The sequence below is a fragment of the Glutamicibacter sp. BS14 genome, assembly GCF_056934375.1.
Genome location: NZ_CM167801.1, coordinates 119,810 through 138,839 on the forward strand (window position 1 = coordinate 119,810; position 19,030 = coordinate 138,839).

22 protein-coding genes and 1 pseudogene are annotated in these 19,030 nt (G+C 60.1%); 13 read left to right on the forward strand and 10 right to left on the reverse strand.

Annotated features, from left to right (window positions below; genetic code table 11):
* Nucleotides 1-44: 44 nt before the first annotated feature.
* From AC1Z36_RS00570 to AC1Z36_RS00585, 4 genes are all read left to right on the forward strand, one after another.
* Complete coding sequence (locus AC1Z36_RS00570) at nucleotides 45-257, forward strand: hypothetical protein (protein WP_146112323.1); 213 nt, start codon at nucleotides 45-47, stop codon at nucleotides 255-257.
* The gene (locus AC1Z36_RS00575; RefSeq protein WP_105658548.1) at nucleotides 254-1,510 is read left to right on the forward strand and encodes an ATP-binding protein; all 1,257 of its coding nucleotides are present in this window, start codon (nucleotides 254-256) and stop codon (nucleotides 1,508-1,510) included. The genes AC1Z36_RS00570 and AC1Z36_RS00575 overlap by 4 nt, the downstream gene beginning before the upstream one ends.
* A gap of 81 nt (nucleotides 1,511-1,591) precedes the next feature.
* The gene (locus tag AC1Z36_RS00580) at nucleotides 1,592-2,263 is read left to right on the forward strand and encodes a hypothetical protein (RefSeq protein ID WP_105658549.1); all 672 of its coding nucleotides are present in this window, start codon (nucleotides 1,592-1,594) and stop codon (nucleotides 2,261-2,263) included.
* A gap of 866 nt (nucleotides 2,264-3,129) precedes the next feature.
* Nucleotides 3,130-4,272 carry a hypothetical protein gene (locus AC1Z36_RS00585; protein ID WP_146112967.1) on the forward strand — a complete coding sequence of 381 codons (1,143 nt, stop codon included), beginning with the start codon at nucleotides 3,130-3,132 and terminating at the stop codon, nucleotides 4,270-4,272.
* A gap of 449 nt (nucleotides 4,273-4,721) precedes the next feature.
* Here the strand turns inward: AC1Z36_RS00585 and AC1Z36_RS00590 are convergent, their stop codons facing one another.
* Both AC1Z36_RS00590 and AC1Z36_RS00595 read right to left on the reverse strand, forming a co-directional pair.
* Entirely contained in the window at nucleotides 4,722-5,126 is a 405-nt protein-coding gene (locus AC1Z36_RS00590) for a molybdenum cofactor biosynthesis protein MoaE (RefSeq protein WP_105658551.1), read from the reverse strand.
* Entirely contained in the window at nucleotides 5,123-6,304 is a 1,182-nt protein-coding gene (locus tag AC1Z36_RS00595) for a ThiF family adenylyltransferase (protein WP_105658552.1), read from the reverse strand. Before AC1Z36_RS00595 ends, AC1Z36_RS00590 begins: the two co-directional genes overlap by 4 nt.
* A 37-nt stretch (nucleotides 6,305-6,341) precedes the next feature.
* On the opposite strand from AC1Z36_RS00595, the gene AC1Z36_RS00600 reads away from it, so the two are divergent.
* The 5 genes from AC1Z36_RS00600 to AC1Z36_RS00620 are packed head-to-tail and all read left to right on the forward strand — an operon-like array spanning nucleotide 6,342 to nucleotide 9,027.
* A complete protein-coding gene (locus AC1Z36_RS00600; RefSeq protein ID WP_105658553.1) occupies nucleotides 6,342-6,593 on the forward strand; it encodes a MoaD/ThiS family protein in 252 nt (83 codons plus the stop codon).
* A 3-nt stretch (nucleotides 6,594-6,596) separates the two neighbouring features.
* Nucleotides 6,597-7,829 carry a molybdopterin molybdotransferase MoeA gene (locus tag AC1Z36_RS00605; RefSeq protein WP_105658554.1) on the forward strand — a complete coding sequence of 411 codons (1,233 nt, stop codon included), beginning with the start codon at nucleotides 6,597-6,599 and terminating at the stop codon, nucleotides 7,827-7,829.
* Nucleotides 7,822-8,298: a cyclic pyranopterin monophosphate synthase MoaC gene (gene moaC, locus AC1Z36_RS00610; RefSeq protein ID WP_105658555.1), complete on the forward strand. Its 477-nt coding sequence runs from the start codon at nucleotides 7,822-7,824 to the stop codon at nucleotides 8,296-8,298. Before AC1Z36_RS00605 ends, moaC begins: the two co-directional genes overlap by 8 nt.
* Nucleotides 8,288-8,779 carry a MogA/MoaB family molybdenum cofactor biosynthesis protein gene (locus tag AC1Z36_RS00615; protein ID WP_105658556.1) on the forward strand — a complete coding sequence of 164 codons (492 nt, stop codon included), beginning with the start codon at nucleotides 8,288-8,290 and terminating at the stop codon, nucleotides 8,777-8,779. The genes moaC and AC1Z36_RS00615 overlap by 11 nt, the downstream gene beginning before the upstream one ends.
* Before the next feature lie 38 nt (nucleotides 8,780-8,817).
* A complete protein-coding gene (locus AC1Z36_RS00620; RefSeq protein ID WP_013347838.1) occupies nucleotides 8,818-9,027 on the forward strand; it encodes a DUF1653 domain-containing protein in 210 nt (69 codons plus the stop codon).
* 24 nt (nucleotides 9,028-9,051) lie between these two features.
* Here AC1Z36_RS00620 and AC1Z36_RS00625 read toward each other — a convergent pair whose 3' ends face one another.
* Nucleotides 9,052-9,483: a MarR family winged helix-turn-helix transcriptional regulator gene (locus AC1Z36_RS00625; protein WP_105658557.1), complete on the reverse strand. Its 432-nt coding sequence runs from the start codon at nucleotides 9,481-9,483 to the stop codon at nucleotides 9,052-9,054.
* A 78-nt stretch (nucleotides 9,484-9,561) separates the two neighbouring features.
* On the opposite strand from AC1Z36_RS00625, the gene AC1Z36_RS00630 reads away from it, so the two are divergent.
* Nucleotides 9,562-10,662, forward strand: coding sequence for a hypothetical protein (locus AC1Z36_RS00630; RefSeq protein ID WP_105658558.1), 1,101 nt, complete (start codon nucleotides 9,562-9,564; stop codon nucleotides 10,660-10,662).
* 41 nt (nucleotides 10,663-10,703) lie between these two features.
* Here the strand turns inward: AC1Z36_RS00630 and AC1Z36_RS00635 are convergent, their stop codons facing one another.
* Together AC1Z36_RS00635 and AC1Z36_RS00640 are read right to left on the reverse strand one after the other, a co-directional pair.
* A complete protein-coding gene (locus tag AC1Z36_RS00635; RefSeq protein ID WP_105658559.1) occupies nucleotides 10,704-10,997 on the reverse strand; it encodes a DUF6966 domain-containing protein in 294 nt (97 codons plus the stop codon).
* 49 nt (nucleotides 10,998-11,046) lie between these two features.
* On the reverse strand, nucleotides 11,047-11,697 hold the full coding sequence (locus AC1Z36_RS00640; RefSeq protein ID WP_181148920.1) for an alpha/beta hydrolase: 651 nt from the start codon (nucleotides 11,695-11,697) through the stop codon (nucleotides 11,047-11,049).
* A gap of 757 nt (nucleotides 11,698-12,454) precedes the next feature.
* Here AC1Z36_RS00640 and AC1Z36_RS00645 point away from each other — a divergent pair.
* Nucleotides 12,455-13,048: pseudogene (locus AC1Z36_RS00645) on the forward strand (alpha/beta fold hydrolase).
* Nucleotides 13,049-13,142: 94 nt separating this feature from the next.
* A complete protein-coding gene (locus AC1Z36_RS00650) occupies nucleotides 13,143-13,535 on the forward strand; it encodes a VOC family protein (RefSeq protein ID WP_102598610.1) in 393 nt (130 codons plus the stop codon).
* An 88-nt stretch (nucleotides 13,536-13,623) separates the two neighbouring features.
* Here the strand turns inward: AC1Z36_RS00650 and AC1Z36_RS00655 are convergent, their stop codons facing one another.
* The 5 genes from AC1Z36_RS00655 to AC1Z36_RS00675 form a co-directional block, all read right to left on the reverse strand.
* Nucleotides 13,624-14,406, reverse strand: a complete 783-nt coding sequence (locus AC1Z36_RS00655; RefSeq protein ID WP_105658561.1) for an IclR family transcriptional regulator domain-containing protein — start codon at nucleotides 14,404-14,406, stop codon at nucleotides 13,624-13,626.
* Nucleotides 14,407-14,486: 80 nt separating this feature from the next.
* Entirely contained in the window at nucleotides 14,487-15,143 is a 657-nt protein-coding gene (locus tag AC1Z36_RS00660; RefSeq protein WP_105658562.1) for a 3-oxoacid CoA-transferase subunit B, read from the reverse strand.
* Nucleotides 15,143-15,814, reverse strand: a complete 672-nt coding sequence (locus AC1Z36_RS00665; protein WP_105658563.1) for a 3-oxoacid CoA-transferase subunit A — start codon at nucleotides 15,812-15,814, stop codon at nucleotides 15,143-15,145. The genes AC1Z36_RS00660 and AC1Z36_RS00665 overlap by 1 nt, the downstream gene beginning before the upstream one ends.
* Nucleotides 15,815-15,833: 19 nt before the next feature.
* Entirely contained in the window at nucleotides 15,834-17,045 is a 1,212-nt protein-coding gene (locus AC1Z36_RS00670; RefSeq protein ID WP_105658564.1) for a thiolase family protein, read from the reverse strand.
* Between the two features lie 176 nt (nucleotides 17,046-17,221).
* Entirely contained in the window at nucleotides 17,222-17,872 is a 651-nt protein-coding gene (locus tag AC1Z36_RS00675; protein WP_105658565.1) for a DUF6318 family protein, read from the reverse strand.
* A gap of 266 nt (nucleotides 17,873-18,138) precedes the next feature.
* Between AC1Z36_RS00675 and AC1Z36_RS00680 the strand changes: the two genes are divergently transcribed.
* Entirely contained in the window at nucleotides 18,139-18,885 is a 747-nt protein-coding gene (locus AC1Z36_RS00680) for an IclR family transcriptional regulator (protein WP_105658566.1), read from the forward strand.
* Nucleotides 18,886-19,030: the final 145 nt, after the last annotated feature.

Genomic DNA, 19,030 nt, shown 5'->3' on the forward strand with positions numbered 1-19,030 from the left:
TGGAAATGCCCGCGGTTGACGACTCCAGCTTTCAGAATGAACACATGATCAATTCTGAGAAAACTACGCCTGATGAGGCACCCGGGGACGAGACCGTTCATTCCGTTGTAGATCGAATCATGATCGATTTTGGACTCTCTTTGGAAGAAAAAGACGGCTTCGTAGGCCTAGGCTCAGAATTAGCTACCCTTTTCAGTCGCGTCAAGGTGCCGAATGAAGCTGAAATACGCGCAGCGCTTGAAGGAAGCGACAAATGATCAAGGTTGAGAAACTGCGTGTGAATAACTTTCGGGGCATCCGCTCGTTTGAGTTCAAAATGAATCAAAAATCCTTCGTAGTTGCGGGACGAAATGGGACAGGAAAGAGCGGAGTGATCGATGCACTGGAGTTTGCGCTCACCGGATCTATCACACGCTTAACAGGCAGCGGGACGGCGGGGGTTTCAGTAAAGTCCCATGCGCCCCATGTCGACATCGCCGAGACTCCTAAAGATGCCTGGGTCGAGATGACATTCACCGTTGTAGGAACCGGTTCATCCCACATTCTTAGGAGGTCCGTTGCAACTTCCCGAAAACCAACCATCTCCCCAAAAACACCCGAAGCGGAAGAGGCACTCGAATGGACGCTCAAGCATCCCGAGTTTGCACTAACACGAAGGGAGATTGTCTGCTTCGTGCTGGCTGAGGGTAGAAGCCGAGCTGACGGTGTCGCGGATTTGCTCGGTCTTCAACGCATTGGGCAAGTGAGGGCGCTACTAGTTCGAGTGCGAAATGCAGATAAACGAGATTATGCAGGTGCCGCAACCGTTCTCGCCAGTCGAGTGAGGGCATTGGTTCATGCCTCGGGAATCGAAACTTTTAACCCTGAAACGCTATCAAGAGCCATCAACGCAAACAGAACAAAGCTAGGGCTTGCGCCAATAGAGGATCTAACGCCCGAAGCGATCATCGAAGGGGTCGATTCATCCCCGAGCAGTTACACTCCATCAGCAAATCGAAACGAATGGCTGCAAAGGCTCTCAGCGCTTCATTCCACCGTGGAAATTGCTCTTTCGACTAACCTCGATGGTCTATTAGACCAATTAGTTGAGGATGCCGCTGATAGATCAAATTCAGCGGAGTTCATGACGGCATTAGAATCAGATGCTCTTCTAGATTCAGCGTTGGAACTGTTCAACGGCACGGACTGTCCTGTTTGCGCCACCACATGGCCACTCGGCGAGTTTGAGGAGGTAATCGCACGCAAAAAAGCTCAATCTGCCGCCGCAAGAGAAGAAATAGCTGCGTTGAAACTGAGAGCAAGCCGATTACTCCCTCATTTCACGGATTTACAACAAACCATCGAAATTGCGCTTCCTGTGGCTGAAGGGGTTGGCCAGGAAGCAATCAACACAAAAAAACAGCTTGAAGTAATTCGTGCAATAACCAAGACACTTCGTTGCATCAGTAACCCTTCGGAGCTGACAGAACTTGCGGCGCTGACGAAGTCGAAAATTGCTCCAATCAAGTAGTGGACCTGCGAACTCGAAAAGAAAGTTCGTGAGCTCCCCCTGCCAAACGAAGCCGACGAGCAAAAAGGTCGCTTACGATCTTTGTCGCATAGTTTTCATGAATATGCGGAACAGAAACGCCTGACTTCTAGCCTTTCCGAGAAGTCGTTAAGATCAACTACAGCTTGCGAAGTCTTCGAGTATTCAACTGCTGCGAGCCTCATAGAAATTTATTCTGCCGTTCAGTCGAAGTTTGCGCTCTTCTACTCCGCTATCAACGCCGACGACGAGAGCCAGTTTTCGGCCACTCTAACTCAGTCGGGTGCTGGCTTGGATATGAATGTTGACTTCTACGGCCGCGGAGAGTTTCCCCCTGGGGCATACCACAGCGAGGGCCATCAGGATGCGATGGGGCTATGCCTCTATCTCGCGTTGGCTCAATTTACATTGGGTACCGGATTTACCTTGTGCGCTTTGGATGACGTACTGATGTCGGTTGATTCTGGCCATCGCCGCTTCGTCGTAACGTTGTTGATTCAACAGTTTTCTGACACACAGTTTGTTGTGACCACGCATGATGAGCAATGGATGCGTCAGATGAAGTCACTGGGCTTCGTTCAGGGGCGGAACGTGCTTCAATTTCGAACCTGGAATGTCGATAGTGGACCCGTCGATTGGGCACACTATGAACCATGGGGTGAAATCGAAACCTTCCTAGAGGCAGGTCATGGAAAACTGCCGCTGGGTCCTTACGTTCCTATCTGGAGCACGTAGGACGCGAATGTGCCAGTAATCTCGCCGCACCCATCCCATACAAGCTTGATGGCCAAAACACTCTCGGGGAACTCTTCAACAGCAGCATCAGTACACTTCGATCCACTATTAGGAAGGGGAAAAATTCTGCTAACTCCTGGGGTCGACCGGAGCTTGTTGCTCAGTTAGACGCTTGGGATACTCGGGTTCAAACGGCCGCTCTGGAAGCAAAACAGGCAGAATGGGCTATCAATACAATCGTTCACTTCAACGAATGGGAGAACCAGACTCCCTCGGAATTTGCTCTCGTTGCTGCGTCCTGGAGACGCCTGATGAGGGAGTTCGCGTGTAACAAATGCGAGGGCCTAGCTAAGGTCACAAGCGATAAAGATTCTCTTCGTTGTGCCTGTCAAACCATATCTGTAAATCTGCTTGGCAAGAATTAGTTGGTATTCCGGTATTATCTCGCGACGGTTTCAAAGAAAGCTTTGGTTATTCTTTGGCATGTCTTGCATCCCATGTCCTACGGGACCTCTGAACCATCCGACTTGCTCCCCTCAAAGACGACAGTCGTAGATCCTTTGCCGCCTATTATCAGACCAGAAGCCGCAGACCATTTGGAATGAGTACGCTGGAAGAAACTCTTCCTCATTCCAGTGCGAGAATGATTTTATGAACGCCGTGGTTGCAAAATGAATAAAACTTACTTCTTGATCAGACCTAATCCCGAGGGATGGGACGCGCTTCCACTGTGCCCCCGTCCGTGGCGACAAATGCTTGTCGCTTGTGCGATCATCCTGATAACAACAGTTGCCTCATTCATCGAGGCTCGGGGCTGGGAAGATCCTCCGCCAGAATACTGGCAACACCCGTACCAAATTGCGGACATGTTCGGTTTCTCTGCCACCCTCGTTGCCTTATTCTTTTCTCTTACCGGCTGGTTTTTTGGGCGTCTGGCTGTTGCCATGGCACCCATCATTTTGCTCTATGCGGCAATACCATATTCACTCGACACCACCGAAGATTCCGCTATCTGGTGGGCTGGGACCATCGCCGCGGCACTTTGGTGGCTTGTCCAGACAAAAATCTCCCACCAACAAATTCACGCCGTCCGGAATCTCGCCACAGAGTCCAACACCGGCGCCACCCTCGAGCTAGGCCCGGATGCACAGATGTCACTGAAACGCATCAAAAACCGCAGCCTCTCCTGGGCGGCGACTTTAAGCTCGATCGCAATCCTCTTCTGGTTAGCTACTGCAATGGCACTACCTACTGCGGTAGGACGCACCCTTCAAGAACTCGAAGATCTGGCATTATCCGATTATCTGGGAACAGCTGCTGCAACCGTGAGCATTTTGGCACTAGCCCAGTGGCATCGCTACGGCTGGCGGTCCCTAGCTCGCAGGCGCGTAGGCAACATGGTGTGGCATGTCCCGATCGTGGGTGGCCCGGTTGAGGGACTATGGTCATCGCTTTCCGAAGACGCTGGCATGGTGTCTTTTGATCATGCTCGTTCATTACCTTCGTGTATCTGTATCAACGATTTTAAACGCGGTAACCCTGACGAAGTGGACCTATACGGTGACATCAGCATTACGGCATCCGTTTACTGCCCGGTTCACGGGATCGATCACATCAATTCCCTAACTCACGAACATTTTCGTTCCAAAGCGACCAATACCTGGTTCTGGGACGAAGATTCCCTGTTACCAATATCCACGCAGGCCGAAGAAGACAGAACTCTACTCATCGGATACGCGGGCACTTCCTTTATCGGGTTGCCGGCACACTTCTCTAATGACACAGCAGAAATCCAACCCGACACAGATAACTTCGTTGAGGAGCGCAATCCGCAGATAAACGAATCACAGTGGAAGCGGCCCTTACCGCCACTAAGTGGAGCCGTGGACCGGATCGATCTAAGACCGGCAGGTCTAGGAGGGCATGCCATCCGCTACCAGCACGGGCGGGCATGGTTTGAAACAACCAGAGATGCGGATGCCAGAAAACGACCGACTACTGAAGAATGATGAACTGCTCCTCTTTTTCATTGGATGAGTCCGTAATCCAGCTAAAAATCCGTATTCTATAAAGAACGATGAATCGGGCACCGTCTTATAACCAATGGGTTGTAAGACGTCTTGCCGTCCACCCCTTCTTCAGCTTAAAATCCTTGAAAACTCGACGCCCGAATTTTCTTGCAACCATGTGTTATCAGCAACCTCTTCGGATTATGACCCCATTATCAGTTGCAAGACACCTTTGACTAGCTCACCAATGATCATCCAGCCCCGTACCGTCAATAGTTGCGTCAATAGTTCTTCAGGTCTCTCATCATGCCCCGCCAACTTCAGTCGAAAACCCGGTCTTCATGAAATCAAGAGCTCCAGGCAGACCCACCATTCACGAGCCAAGAGGCCTGTCGTGCAATCCAACAAATCGAGATCCACCCAACTGTCCTTGACCGGGTTCAAGACGATTACAGCCCCACCCATTCGGAGCTGCCGGACGTGAAGTGCTGCTTCTTCCAGATCGGGACCTCGGCCTTGATGCGCTCCACCAGGTTCTCAATTGCGTCGAAGGCTTCCTTGCGGTGCGCAGCCGCCGAGGCAGCCACCAGCGCGGCATCGCCAATCTTTAGCGGACCCACGCGGTGCACAGCCGAGAGCTTCAGGCCGGTGCGTTCTTCTTCGGCAATAATCTTCTCCAAGAATTCTTGAGCCTGCGGGTGATGCGAGTAGTCCAGGGAATTCACCGACTGGCCACCATCGTGATTGCGGATGATCCCGTGGAACATCACCAGCGCACCGGCGGTATCAGACTGCACGGCATCGCGGACGGCAGCCTCGTCGATAGGTTCTTCGGTAATCAGCGCGTAGCTCATGATCGGGTTCCTTCGGTATGTGCGGGTTCGGTCAGTAGCTGCGGGGCCACGGCGGCCAGAGCGGGAAGCCCGCCTTCAAGATAGTTTGTTTTGATGCCTCGTCCTGCGAGCAAGGATGCTGCGCGTTGCGAGCGCGGGCCACGGACGCAGTAAACCGTCACCTGTGCCGGGATCTGTTCCAGTTCGGCCCCGGATTCGATGGCTGCTTCCAGCTGGGGCAGCGGAAGGTGCAGGGACCCGGTGATGTGCTGTTGCGCGCGTTCGTCATCATTGCGCACGTCCAATAAAACCGGAGCTGCATCACCAGTTAGTGCTTCGGCGAGCGCCTCGGCGCCGATGCCTTCAGCTTCGGGCAGCGTTCCCGAGCAAAAAAGCACATAATCGATCAGGTCGGTGACTTCGCCTGCTTGGGGATCACGGGAGAATTCGAGGGTACGGGTGCTAGCCGCCAACGCATCGTAGATCAGCACCTTGCCCACCAGCGGGGCACCGATTCCGGCGATCAGCTTCAAGGCTTCGGTAGCCAGCAGCGAACCGACGGTTCCGCACAATCCAGGCAATACTCCCCCGGCCGCGCAATCCGGCACGGTGCCCGGGGCAGGCGGGACCGGGAACAGGTCGCGGTAACCCGGACCATGCTCATGCCAGGCCACGGAAACTTGTCCATGATGCTGCAGGATCGATCCCCAGATCAGCGGGATGCCGGTGAGCTGCGCGGCGTCATTGGACAGGTACCGGGTCGGGAAGTTGTCGCTGCCATCGATGACGAGGTCATAATTCGCAAAAATCTGAAGCGCATTCGATGAATCCAGGCGCAGGTTGTGCTCGATGATCTTCACATTGGGGTCCAGCGCCGTGGCGGCCTGCGCCAGGGAAGCGGTCTTGGCCAAGCCGATATTAGCGGTGGTGTGCGTGACCTGGCGGTGCAGGTTGGATAGCTCCACCACGTCATCATCCACGATGCCGATGGAGCCTACTCCCGCTCCGACCAGATACGGGACACTGGCGCTGCCCAGCCCTCCGGCGCCGATAACCAGTACCCGGGCGGCAGCCAGCCTGCGCTGCGCAGTGTCATCAAATCCGGGCAACGAGAGTTGGCGTGCAGCGCGAGCAGCCTGTTCGCCGCTCAGTGGCGGCCCGGGGGCCACAAGCGCGGGAAAGTCGCGTTCGCTTTTCATCGTGCTCCTTATCGCCTAGGCGCGATAGCATGAAGTCATGTCGAAGATTACGATACGCTACTTCGCTGCCGCGGCGGCAGCAGCGGGCTGCGAGCAGGAGAGCTGGGAACGCCCCGATACACTCGCCAGGCTGCGTAGCGAACTGATCGATTCCTACGGACCTGAAATGGCCCAGGTTTTGCGCGCCGGAAGTTTCCTGATCAACGGCGTGGTGCGCCGCGATGCCGGCGAGCTGGGCACTGCCGACGATCTGACCGTGGATGTCCTGCCGCCGTTCGCAGGCGGATAGTCCATGTCCTGCACTCTGGAAAGCCATCGCGCGGAACTTGAAGAGCTGATGTCCCCGGTCTTCGCCTGCCTGGACAATGAAGTGCTGCCCATCGATAGCCCTGAGGCCAGCGATCGAATCCTCAGCGAGGACCAGTACGCCCTTTTGCCCATCCCTGCGTTCACCAATTCGCAGATGGATGGCTACGCTGCGCGCAGCGCGGATCTGGCAGCAGCCTCGCTCCGCTCCCCCATCTCTTTGCCATTGGGTTTCACGGCTGCTGCCGGCGATCGGCAAATATCCCTGGCTGAAGGCACGGTCAGTCCGGTGATGACCGGTGCGATGATCCCGCTGGGTGCTGACACCGTCATCCCCATCGAGGAAAGCGGCTCTGGCGCTTTCCCGGAATTGGTTCGTGCCGGCTTTGGCACCCCCAGCGGCCACGCGGAATTCTCGGCCCCCAGCGCCGCGGGCCGCTTCATCCGCCCCGCCGGCGGTGATCTCGAAACCGGCGCCTTGGTGGCCAAGGCCGGAACCCGGCTGACCCCGACCATGATTGCTGCACTGGTTTCCAGCGGGCTGCGTGAAGTACCGGTGCGCCGGGCCTTGAAGGTGGCCGTGTGCACTACCGGCGATGAGCTCAGCGATGGACAGCGTTCCCAGGGCCAGATCCCGGACTCGAATTCCCCTATGCTCGCAGCCTGGCTGCGCCGCTATCAGGTGCAGGTGCGCACCTTGCAGCTGCCCGATGATCCGCAGCGCTTCGCCCTGGCCATCGATGTCTTGCAGGAACAGGTTGACCTGATCGTAACCGTGGGCGGTATCAGCGCCGGAGCTTACGAGGTGGTCCGCCAAGCGCTGTCGCCGCTAGGCGGGGTTTTCCACCATGTGGCCATCCAGCCCGGCGGTCCGCAAGGCTTCGCCCGACTGGCCAAGGCAGCGGTGCTGTGCTTCCCGGGCAACCCGGTCAGTGCCCTGCTGTCGGCAGAACTGTTCCTGGCCCCGCTGCTGCGACAGCTCAATGCCCTGCCAGAGCCCTTGCCCAGGCACTACCCGCTGGCAACCGATGCCAGTTCCCCCGAGCACAAGCACCAGGTGCGCCGCGCGCTGATCCGCGATGGCCAGGTCGCCATCCTGGATCCGGGATCCCACCTAGTCCACGATCTGGCCCGCGCCGATGCGCTGGTGCATATCCCGGTAGGCGTCAGCCAGTTGGCTGCCGGCCAAAGCATCGAAATTTGGAGCATGAATGTCTGAGAGACTCACCCACCTGCGCGAAGACGGCAGCGCCCATATGGTCGATGTCAGCGACAAGGCCGTCACCAAGCGCGTGGCCACCGCAGAAGCCATCTTCGCCACCCGCCCGGATGTTGTCCCGATGCTGATGACCGGGCAGTTGCCCAAGGGCGAGGCGTTGGGCACCGCAAGGGTCGCTGGCATCATGGCGGCCAAGCGCACCTGGGAACTGATTCCGCTGTGCCACCCGCTGCCGATTTCCAAGGTGTCCATTGATTTCACCGCCGAGGAATCCGCGGTGCGCGTCACCGCCCAGGTGACCACCAAGGGCGTCACCGGGGTGGAGATGGAAGCGTTGACCGCGGCCAGCGTTGCGGCCCTGACCCTCTACGACATGGTCAAGGCCGTGGACAAGCACGCCGAGGTCCGCTCGGTGAAGGTTTTGGCGAAGTCCGGCGGCAAGAGCGGTGACTGGGTTCGTGGAGACTAGCCGCATGGCGGCCGTGGTGGTTGCTTCGACCAGTGCCGCAGCAGGCACCGCCGAAGACAAGACCGGTCCGCTGATCACCCGGTGGCTGTCCGAGCGCGGCTTCGAGACCGGCGAGCCGACGGTGGTGGCCGACGGGCAGCCGGTGCGTTTTGCCGTGGATGACCTGCTGGCCAACGACGCGCAGGTCGTGATCGTGACCGGCGGGACCGGGGTCTCACCCGATGACCAGTCCCCCGAAATGGTTGCCCCGCTGCTGGACGTCCAGCTGCCCGGAATCATCGAGGCCATCCGCCGGCGCGGAGAAGCGACCACCGCGCTGTCCATCATTACCCGCGGGGTCGCAGGATTCTCCGGCAACAGCTTCGTCATCACGTTGCCCGGGTCCACCGGCGGAGTGAAAGACGGGCTGGCCGTCCTGGATCCGATCCTGGAGCACCTGCTGGTCCAGCGCAGCGGCGGCACCGGGCACGGACCGCGGTAAGTTTTCCAGCACCATCATTGATCAGAAAGGCCACCAGGTTGAGCATCGAACCCGGAATTTACCAGCACTTCAAGGGTCAGCGCTACGAGGTGCTGGCCGTGGGGAAGCACAGCGAAACCGAAGAGCCACTGGTCTTCTACCGCAAGCTCTACGATGACTACAGCTTCTGGGCTCGGCCACTGGAGATGTTTGCGGAGCACGTTGAACGCGATGGCTACAACGGCCCGCGTTTCGCCAGGATCGCCTAGGGCAAGTTGCAGATTTCCCTGCACCTACTGCGAGTCGGCAACGTTATAGCGTTCCAAGGCTTTGGCAAAGGCCGAGATCTGCTCTTCGCTCCAGCCCTCCAGACGATCGGTTACCGCAGCGCGGTGCACGGCGGCGGAAGCCTGAAGCCGCTCGCGGCCCACGCCAGTCAGTTCCAATACGCGGCCGCGCCCGGATTCCGCATCATCATAGGCGATATATCCCAAGTCCAGCAGCGTGCCTACCTGCCGGGAGACTGTCGAGCGGTTCAGCGAGAACGCCTCGGCAATGTCGGTGGCCCGGGTTCCGGGCGTATCGGCAATGAAGCGCAGCAGGGAATGCTCCACGAGTGTCAGCGGCTCGGCCAACTGGCGTGAGCGCGTATTGGCACGTCGGGTAATCATTTGCATGTGGTGGAAGATCGATTGGATATCGGCTTCCCGCTGTTCCTTGCCCATGTTCCGAGTCTAGTACGCAGGGCTTTGCCGGGCACTCAATGTTGCATCATGCAACATTAAGCGTATTCTTTAATGCTGATGACTCTCACCGACAACGCCCCGCGCCAATCCCCCGCTTCCAAGCATGCCGATAATCCGGCCAAGAAGAAGTCCCCCGCAGCCAAGCCGGCACCACTGGGCTGGGGAAAGCTCGTGTTGACCATGCTGATCCCGTTCTTCCTGTGCGCCATCATGGGCTTGTTCTATCTGGGGGCCTTCCACGCGCCCAGTCCGCACAACGTGCAGGTGGCGGTGGTGGGCGATTCCGCGCAATCCAAGGTTTTCGCCCAGACCTTGCAGGATGGGTCCGACGGTGCATTGAATGTGCACACCGTCGCCGATGCGGACCAGGCCCGGAAACTGGTAGAGCAGCGCGAGCTCGTGGCCGCCTACGAAACCAGCGGCGGCACGGCAACGCTCTACAGCTCTAGCGCCGCGTCGGAAACCTCGGCGAATATCGCCCAGAAAGTCTTCTTGGAGGTGGCCTACGAACAAGGCCAGCCATTGCGCATCGAAGATGTCGTGCCCACCGGCGAGCAGGACACCACCGGGCAGGGGCTGTTCTTCCTGCTGGTCGCCTTGAGCATTGGCGGCTACGCCAGCGCCGTGCCGCTGGCCGGGTTCATGGGCAAGGTCAAGCTGCCCGTGCGCTTCGCCATGGCGGCGGTTGCCGCAGCGGTGGTTGCCACAATCACGGTGCTGATCGCGGGCCCGGTCTACCGGATCATCGAGGATCATTACGCGGGCATCTGGCTGATTTCCTGGGTTTACGCCGCCGGCATCACCCTGCTGGGCCTGGGCCTGCATCCACTGCTGCGCCACTGGACCACCCCGACGCTGACCTTGTGCTTCGTCGCACTGAATTTCACCAGTTCCGGCGGGATCTTCCAGCCGCAAATGCAGCCGGGATTCTACGGTGCACTCAATACCTTCTGGAATGGCGCCGGGTGGCTGCACGCAGTGCAGACCCTCGCCTACTTCCCCGGGCAGTCCATCGGCATGGATCTCCTGCGGCTAATCCTCTGGCTGATCCCCGGCATCCTGCTGGTCATCCTGACCCACGCGTGGAGCGTGCGCAAAACCCGCGTGGCCGATGAAAATGCCAGGATCCGGGACGTCGAGGAAACCGTCGCCGCGTAGCGGCACGCGCCGCGGGGATTGCTCCCTGCCAGATGCCGCTCCTAGCTGCGCAAGAGCCAGGAGCGCGCGGAGCCCAAGGCTCGGCGCAGTCCGCTCACCGCGTCATCCATGACCGCGGTTCCCACATCCTGGAAGGACCCCATGCCGCCGCGGTAGAGTTCCAAGGCCTTCCGGGAAGCCTCTCGCAGTTGCTCTCGGCTTTCGATATCCTCGAAGAGGCCATCAAGCCAGCGAGCCGCATGGGCGCGTTGCGCGTCATGGTCCTGGGCCGCTGCGAGGTGCAGCTTCTCGATAGCCGCGCGGATTCTGCCCAGTGCTTGCTCAACATTGTCCATGGCACAAGGTTATCCCGGCCGGCGGGCCCTGCTGCCCGCCAGCCGCGCTTCAGGACTTGCCCAGCGGTATCAGGTCAAGTTGCGCGGTGATATGGCTGCGGACGTCGTTCAGTTCATCCATGTTGATCCCGTGGGCCAACCCCGAGTAGGTGCGGGCGGTCAGGGTCGAATGCTCGGGCAGGAACTTGGTGGTGCGTTCAATGGCGACCGGGGCAATGACCCGGTCTTCGGTGCCACGGCCCCAGAACACTGCTGGACGCTGCGCGGCGATGATTTCATCGGCTGACTGGGTGCCGCCTAAGACGAATCCGCCCAGGATTGTGGTGGCCAGCACCCGCTCGGGCCGGGTGCGCAGCAGCTGGCTGGCCATCAGCCCGCCCTGGGAGAAACCGACTGGAATGATCTTGGTGGCGGTGTCTACATTTGCATCGATCCAGGCCCAGATCGCCGCGGTGGCCGCTTGCACCGGCGCCGCGTCGGGGACGCCCGGAGTGGTGATCTGGAACCAGGCGGCCCCACCGTGGCCCAATTCCAGCGGAGCGCGCAGCGAAGCCCAAGGCAGATCCAATCCCAGCGGTTCGGCGAGCGAGCCGAGGTCGTGTTCATTGGAGCCGAAGCCATGCAGGAAGACCAGCACGGCACCGGATTCCGGGGCACTGCTCCAATTGGCGGAACGCACATCGCTCAACAGGTTGCTCATAGCAGGCCAACTCCTCATAAGTTGTTTGCGGGCGGTTCCCGATGGTGGAATCACAGCCTTCCGGCGGCGTTCCCAACAAGGTTCAATAAGCCAAGCATACCGTAATTGATTGAAGATACAAGTAAATTCCATTACCGCGATCCGTCACAGTACCCCGGGCGCCACCCGCCCAGGAAATCTGAAGCGAAGCGCACCCAAGTCCCGCTTACCCTTCTGCCGGCCACCACAAGCGCCCCCCAAAAACCAGCTAGTCACGATGGATAACTCCGACATAAAGCAGGGTTCAAGCTAGTGCGAAGGCTTGCGGGCATTCCAGGGAAAATTCGCGCAATCTGGAGGGAACGCATCCTACTTCACGCAAAACCTTGTCACCAGAAAATCCTAGACAGAAACTAAAATTACTGTGATCATTTCGTGTTACTGCCGGCCAGTAGCAAGTGCCTCCCATCTTTTACTCGACGGACCACCATGCAACGACGCATACTTTCCGTTCTGGGCGCGCTGTGCCTGGCCGCTGCAACACTCACCGCCCCGGCCATCGCACCGAGCGCGGCAAGCACCGCACAAGCCGAAACAGCTTCGTCCCTGAACATCAGCCCGGCCGGGGCTAATAATTGGGATTGCGCACCCGATTCCGAACATCCCTATCCCGTAGTCCTCGTCCACGGCACCTTTGCCACCATGGACTTCAACTGGATCTCACTGTCCCCCCAAGCTCAAGCGCAACGGCTATTGCGTTTTCGCACTGAACTACGGCTTGGAAAACGGCATCTCGGGTGCGGCGCATGCCCCGGACTCGGCAGCCGAACTGCGCGACTTCATTGACCGCGTCCGCCAGGCCACCGGCGCCAAGAAGGTGGACATCGTCGGGCACAGCCAGGGCGGAATGATGCCCCGCTGGTACATGGGGCACATGGGCGGAGCAAAACATGTCAACGAATAGGTGGCCATCGCCCCATCGAGCCACGGCACCCAGGGCATTCTGGTGCCGAGCGCTACCGGAGTCAGGATTGCCGGCAGCTACGCTGGCTGGATCTGCGACGCCTGCGCCGACCAGGTGGCGGGCAGCGAGTTCATGACCGAGCTGAATTCGATCGGCGACACCGTCGCAGGCCCGGATTACACGGTCATTTCCACCAAGTACGACGAGGTCGTCATGCCGTACAAGTCCCAGTTCCTGCAGGGAGACAGCGAGCACGTGACCAACGTGCTGCGCCAGGACAAGTGCCCGCTGGATGCCTCGGGACACGCCAGCATGGCCGTTGATCCTGTAGTCCACCGCTGGGTGCTCAACGCACTGTCCACGGATGGTCCGGCCGATCCGGGCTACCGCCCTTCCTGCTACCTGTAAGCGGGAATCGGCGCATCCCGGCGTCCGCGCCGATGCCGGGATGCGCCTGGCTCGCACCTAGGCAGAGCGCCAGCCAGCTACTAGATTGGTGGGCATGGACGTACTTTCCAGCAGGGTGCTGCTGCGGCCAATTGACCTGGCCGCAACCCAGCAGTTCTATCGAGATGTGCTGCAACTAGCCGTTGCCCGGGAATTCGGTCCGGCACAGCAGCCGGGAATGGTGTTCTTCCTGGGCAATGGCCTGCTAGAAGTCTCCGGGCACCGGCCGCCAGGGAAGCCGTCCACGCTGGTGCTGTGGCTGCAGGTGCGCGACGTGCAGGCAGAGCTGGAACAGTTGACGGCCCGCGGTGCGACGGTGCAGCGCGAGGCGCGCAAGGAGGACTGGGGCCTGATGGAAGCATGGATCCAGGATCCCGACGGCACCAGAATCGTGCTGGTGCAGGTACCCGAAGGGCACCCGATCCGCCGGGACGTGCGCGAGCCCTAGCAACTGGTGCTGGCCTGCGCGGCTCGCCGCGATCACCACGTGTGCTGGCATCGAATGGGATCCGGCCACCGCCTGATCCCGGCGGGTACTAGCGGCTGGCGGCGAGGGCTTCGCGTACCTGCGCGGCAGCTTCGAGCAGCTGCGGCAAAACCACCTCGGCTGCCTGTTCGGCGCTCTGCGTAGTATCGGGGCGCACGCTCATCGACACGTTCATCGCGGCGACCACGGTGCCATCGGCGCTGAATACCGGCACCGCCACCGAGCGCAGGCCGATCTCCAATTCCTGGTCTACCACGGCATAGCCCTGGGTACGGATCCGTTGAAGTTCAACGCGTAGCTGATCCGGGCCATCGATCCCCAGCCCGGTCATTGAATGCACGCCGGCGGCGATCACCGCCTCGCTGATTTCTTCAGGCTGGTAGGCCAGCAACACCCGGCCCATGGAGGTATTGGCCGCCGGGAAGCGGGTGCCCACCGAAATGCCCACGCGCATGATCGAACGGGTATGCACCCGGGCGATGTAGACGATCTGCGATCCGTCCAGGATGGAAGCGGAGGCCGATTCATGCACAGCAGCCGAGAGTTCCTCGAGCACCGGTTCGATCAGCTGCGGCAAGGTGGCGCTGGACAGGTACGAGTACCCCAGCTGCAGGACCTTGCTGGTCAGCTCGAAATGCTTGCCGTCGGTGCGCACATAGCCCAGCTCCACCAGGGTCAGCAGGAATCGCCGGGCGGTGGCCCGGGACAGGGAAGTCCGTCCGGCAACCTCGGAAAGGGTCATCGACGCGTGATCGGCATCGAAGCTGCTGATGACCGCCAAGCCGCGGGCCAGGGACTGGACCGATGTGGTTGTTGCTGCCTGCTCGCTCACCGTGCTCCTTGCGCGCTGGAAATGATTGCGGGGCGCACTTCCAAGACTCGGATGCGCACCCCACTAATCTACTGGGTCTTCTAGGCCTGGGTCAGTTCCACCGGGACCTTGGCGGCCAGCTCCTCGAAGCTGATGCCATGGGTGGAGCGCACGAAGACCTTGGCATCACGCAGCTCGAAGACGGCCACTTCGGTGTAGATCCGCGAGACGCAGCCCAGCCCGGTGACCGGATAGCTCAGCGTTTCAACCAGCTTGGATTCCCCGGCCTTGGTGAACAAGCTCATCATCACCCAGGTCGCCTTGGCGCCGATAGCCAGGTCCATGGCGCCGCCCACAGCAGGGATGGCACCTTCGGCACCGGTGTGCCAGTTGGCCAAATCGCCATCCTTGGAGATCTGGAAGGCACCGAGCACGCATACATCCAGGTGGCCGCCGCGCATCATCGCGAAAGAATCCGCGTGATGGAAGAAGGAGGCGCCCGGCAGCTGCGTGACCGGGATCTTGCCTGCATTGATCAGATCCGGGTCGATGTCCTCGCCGGTGGCGACCGGGCCCATGCCCAGCATGCCGTTCTCGGTGTGCAGGGTGACGCCCTGTTCCTTGGTGAGGTAGTTCGAGACGTTGGTCGGCTGGCCGATTCCCAGGTTCACGAATGCTCCGGCCGGGATGTCCGCGGCAACGAGCTGCGCCATTTCATCGCGGGTGAGCTTTGCTTCGGTGGTGGTCATTGCGCTCATTACTTTTCCCCTCCCAGTTCCACCACGGTATCCACGAAGATGCCCGGGGTGATGACGTTTTCCGGATCGATGGAACCGGCCTGGACGACCTCGTCCACCTGCACGATGGCCGACTTGGCCGCGGTGGCCATGATCGGGCCGAAGTTCCGCGCGGTCTTGCGGTACACCAGGTTGCCCAGCGTGTCGGCCTTCAGTGCCTTGATCAGCGCGAAATCGGCGTGGATCGGGGTTTCCAGCACATAGCCCTTGCCATCGATCACGCGGGTTTCCTTGCCCTCGGCCAGCAGCGTGCCGTAGCCGGTGGGGGTGAAGAACCCGCCGATGCCGGCGCCGGCGGCGCGGATGCGCTCGGCCAGGTTGCCCTGCGGAACCAGCTCCAGCTCGATTTCCCCGGCCCGGTAGGCCTCATCGAAGTGCCAGGAGTCGGACTGGCGCGGGAAGGAGCAGATGATCTTCTTGACCCGGCGTTCCTTGATCAGCAGGGCCAGGCCGGCGTCGGCCTGCCCGGCGTTGTTGTTCACGACCGTCAGGTCCTTCGCGCCGCAGTCCAGGAGCGCGTCGATCAGTTCCATCGGCTGGCCGGCGTTGCCGAAGCCGCCGATCAGGACGGTGGCGCCGTCGGTGATCTCGGCGACGGCGTCCGCGGCCGAGGTGGCAATGCGTGGTGCCATGATGCTGCCTTTCTATAAGCTACTTGGTTGCGTTCACGTTTTCGACGACGACAGCCAGGCCCTGGCCGACGCCGATGCAGATCGCGGCGAGCCCGTAGCGCTCGCCGGATTCTGCCAGGCGGCGGGCGACGGTGCCCAGGATGCGCAGGCCCGAGGCTCCCAGCGGGTGGCCGATGGAGATGGCCCCGCCCCAGGCATTGACGATAGCCGGGTCGATGTCCCAGGCCCGGATACAGGCCAGGGACTGGGCCGCGAATGCCTCGTTCAGCTCGACCGCGGCGATATCCGACCACTTCAGGCCGGCCTTGGCCAGAGCCTTGTTGGCGGCTTCCACCGGGGCGAAGCCGAAGAACTGCGGATCCAGTGCGGCAGCGCCGTTGGAGACGATGCGGGCGATCGGGGCGGCGCCCAGCAATTCGCCGCCGCGCTCGGAGCCGATGAAGGCCGCCGAGGCGCCGTCGCTCATCGGCGAGGCGTTGCCCGCGGTCACCGTGGCATTCTCCCCGGTGCGGAACACGGTGCGCAGCTTGGAGAGGGTCTGGGCAGTGGAATCGGCACGGATGGTTTCGTCGCGGGTGACTTCGGTGCCGCGCTTGTTCGCCGGCGGAACCGGAACTACCAAGTTGTCGTACTTTCCGGCCTCCCAGGCGGCCGCGGCCTGCTGGTGCGATGCCGCGGAGAATTCATCCTGGTCTTCGCGGGAGATGCCGTGCTTCTCGCGCAGCTGCTCGGTGGCCTCGCCCAGCGATACCGTCCATTCCCCCGGCATGGCCGGGTTGACCAGGCGCCAGCCCAGGGTGGTGTTGGCCAGTTCCAGATTGCTCATCGGGAAAGGACGCTCGGTCTTGGGAAGCACCCATGGAGCACGGCTCATCGATTCGACGCCGCCAACCAGGACCAGGTCCGCGTCGCCGGTGGCGATCTGGCGCCCGGCGGCGATCGAGGCATCCAGCGAGGAGCCGCACAGGCGGTTCATCGTGGTGCCCGGCAGCGAGGTCGGCAACCCGGCGAGCAGGGTGGCCATGCGGGCCACGTTGCGGTTTTCCTCGCCGGCGCCGTTGGCGTTGCCGAAGATCGACTCGTCGATATCCGCGACATCCAGCTGCGGCGCCCGGGCGACCAGCTCGCGCACCACGTGGGCGGCCAGGTCATCGGGGCGGTGGCTGGACAGCGCGCCGCCGATCTTGCCGAAGGGGGTGCGGATTGCGTCGTATAGGTAGGCCTGCTGCATCGTCTCACTGCTCCATCGCTGCGGTATGTTCACATCGTGAACTTGTGTTCGTAGAATGAACTTTAGCATTTGATGCCCGTAGCTTCAATAGATTTCCCTCGCGGTCCACCCGGTTCCCCGCACACAAAAGGCCCCGGCTGCCGAAGCAGCCAGGGCACTTTCCAAGTCACATATTGCTATTGCGCGTTAATCGCGACATTTAGCGGCTGCCATCCGGAAGACTCGTCGAACGCCGGATCCTGCACAGCTAGCGAGCAAATGGATCCAATGAAGTTTCCATCCTCGTCATAAGCGATCTCATCCCAATTTTCTTCAAAATCCATGCAGGAAACCGGCTCAATTTCGCTGGTCGCCTTTCCATCTGCACCGAGGACTTGGCCAGCGGCTCGCTCTATTCCAAAGCTGGCAAACACAACCTTGGGCTCGCCCGGCGATGCTTGATACTTGTCCAGGGTGCTCATGGTTTCAATAACCCTGAATTCGCCTTCGTCAACGCTTCCGCCATTGGCATAGGCCTGGTCGGTCTGGGCGATTAGCTCCTGGCACAAGGTGCAGTCCGCTGCCGAGAAGCCCTTGAGTGCGGCGGTGTCACCGCTCGCCACCGCATAATTCAGCAGCTGTACCCAGTACTCCATGGCACCTTGCAGCCCTTCCTCGGTTTTCTCGCTGAGGACCGCCGGGCGCTGCGGAACTTCGGCATTTTGCTCCGGGGAGCTCGGCGTGGGCGACACGGTGCCAGCAGAAGGATCGCCGGCTCCTCCCTGGGATGCACTGACGCAACCGCTGGCTGCCAGCGTCAATGCAGCCATCAAAGCTGCAAGCTTCACTTGATGATTTCGAACCATTGCCGCCACCTTCTTGGAGTTTTTTCCGCGTTCGAAAACGACATTACATCAAGCATTTCGATAATACGACCACTATTCAAATAATGTTTTGGCTACGCTTTTCAATGTGAATCGCTGGAAAAATTCGATGTTAACTCTGGATGAACAAGGGAAATTCGACGCGATTGCGAACCCTGCTTGCACTAAAGCGCAGAGCCGCTCACCTGGATGCAGGAGAAGCGAAGCAGCCACTGCCCTAAAATAGTTCCATGGCCAATTCGCCCAGTGGGGACTCTATGCTGGACCGCTTGGTTCGGATCCTGAATTCTTTTGATCTCAACAATCAGTCGCTCAGCGTCAGCAGCCTGGCCCGGCGTGCCGACATCCCCAAAGCAACCATGTACAGGTTGCTCGATGAATTGGTATCCCATGACTTGCTGGCGCGAGACGGGTCTGGCCAGGTGCGGCTGGGTTTGCGCCTTTGGGAATTAGCCAATCGAAGCGCTGCCACCCAGGACCTTCGCACCGCGGCATTGCCGTTCATGGAGGACATCAACCAGCTGCTGGGGCAAAATACCCAGCTCTCGGTACTGCACCAGGACGAGGTGCTGATCATCGAGCGTCTCTCGCGGCCGGGCTCCGTTGTCAATCAGGCGAATGTCGCCGGACGCATGCCTGTGCACCGAACCTCGATGGGCATGGCACTTTTGGCCTTTTCACGGCCGGAAACCATTCACGGGTTCCTGGAACGCCACCACGAACTGATGACCGCCACCCATCCTGAACTCCGCGCAGAAATGGCGGAAATCCGACGCAACGGATTCGCCTCGTTCGACGGATTCATCGACCCGGAAACCACCGGTGCCGCCGCCCCGATCCTCGACGAGGCGGGCTATCAGGTTGCCGTAATCTCGGTGGTTGTTCCCCGCGACTCCGGAACACTGCAGTCCGCAGCCCTGGCGCTACGCACCGCAGCCCGGGGCATCGCTCGCGCACTGCGCATCGACAACATCTAGCGACCGGAAATAGCAAAGCCAGCGCCCTGTTGCACTTGGCCGGTGCGGCATAGGTGCGCAACCAATTATTCTCATTCATTGAGAACCCGGCTGTCTGCCCGATCACATGCGCCGCATCATGAGGGAAGTTCATATTACTTCCTTA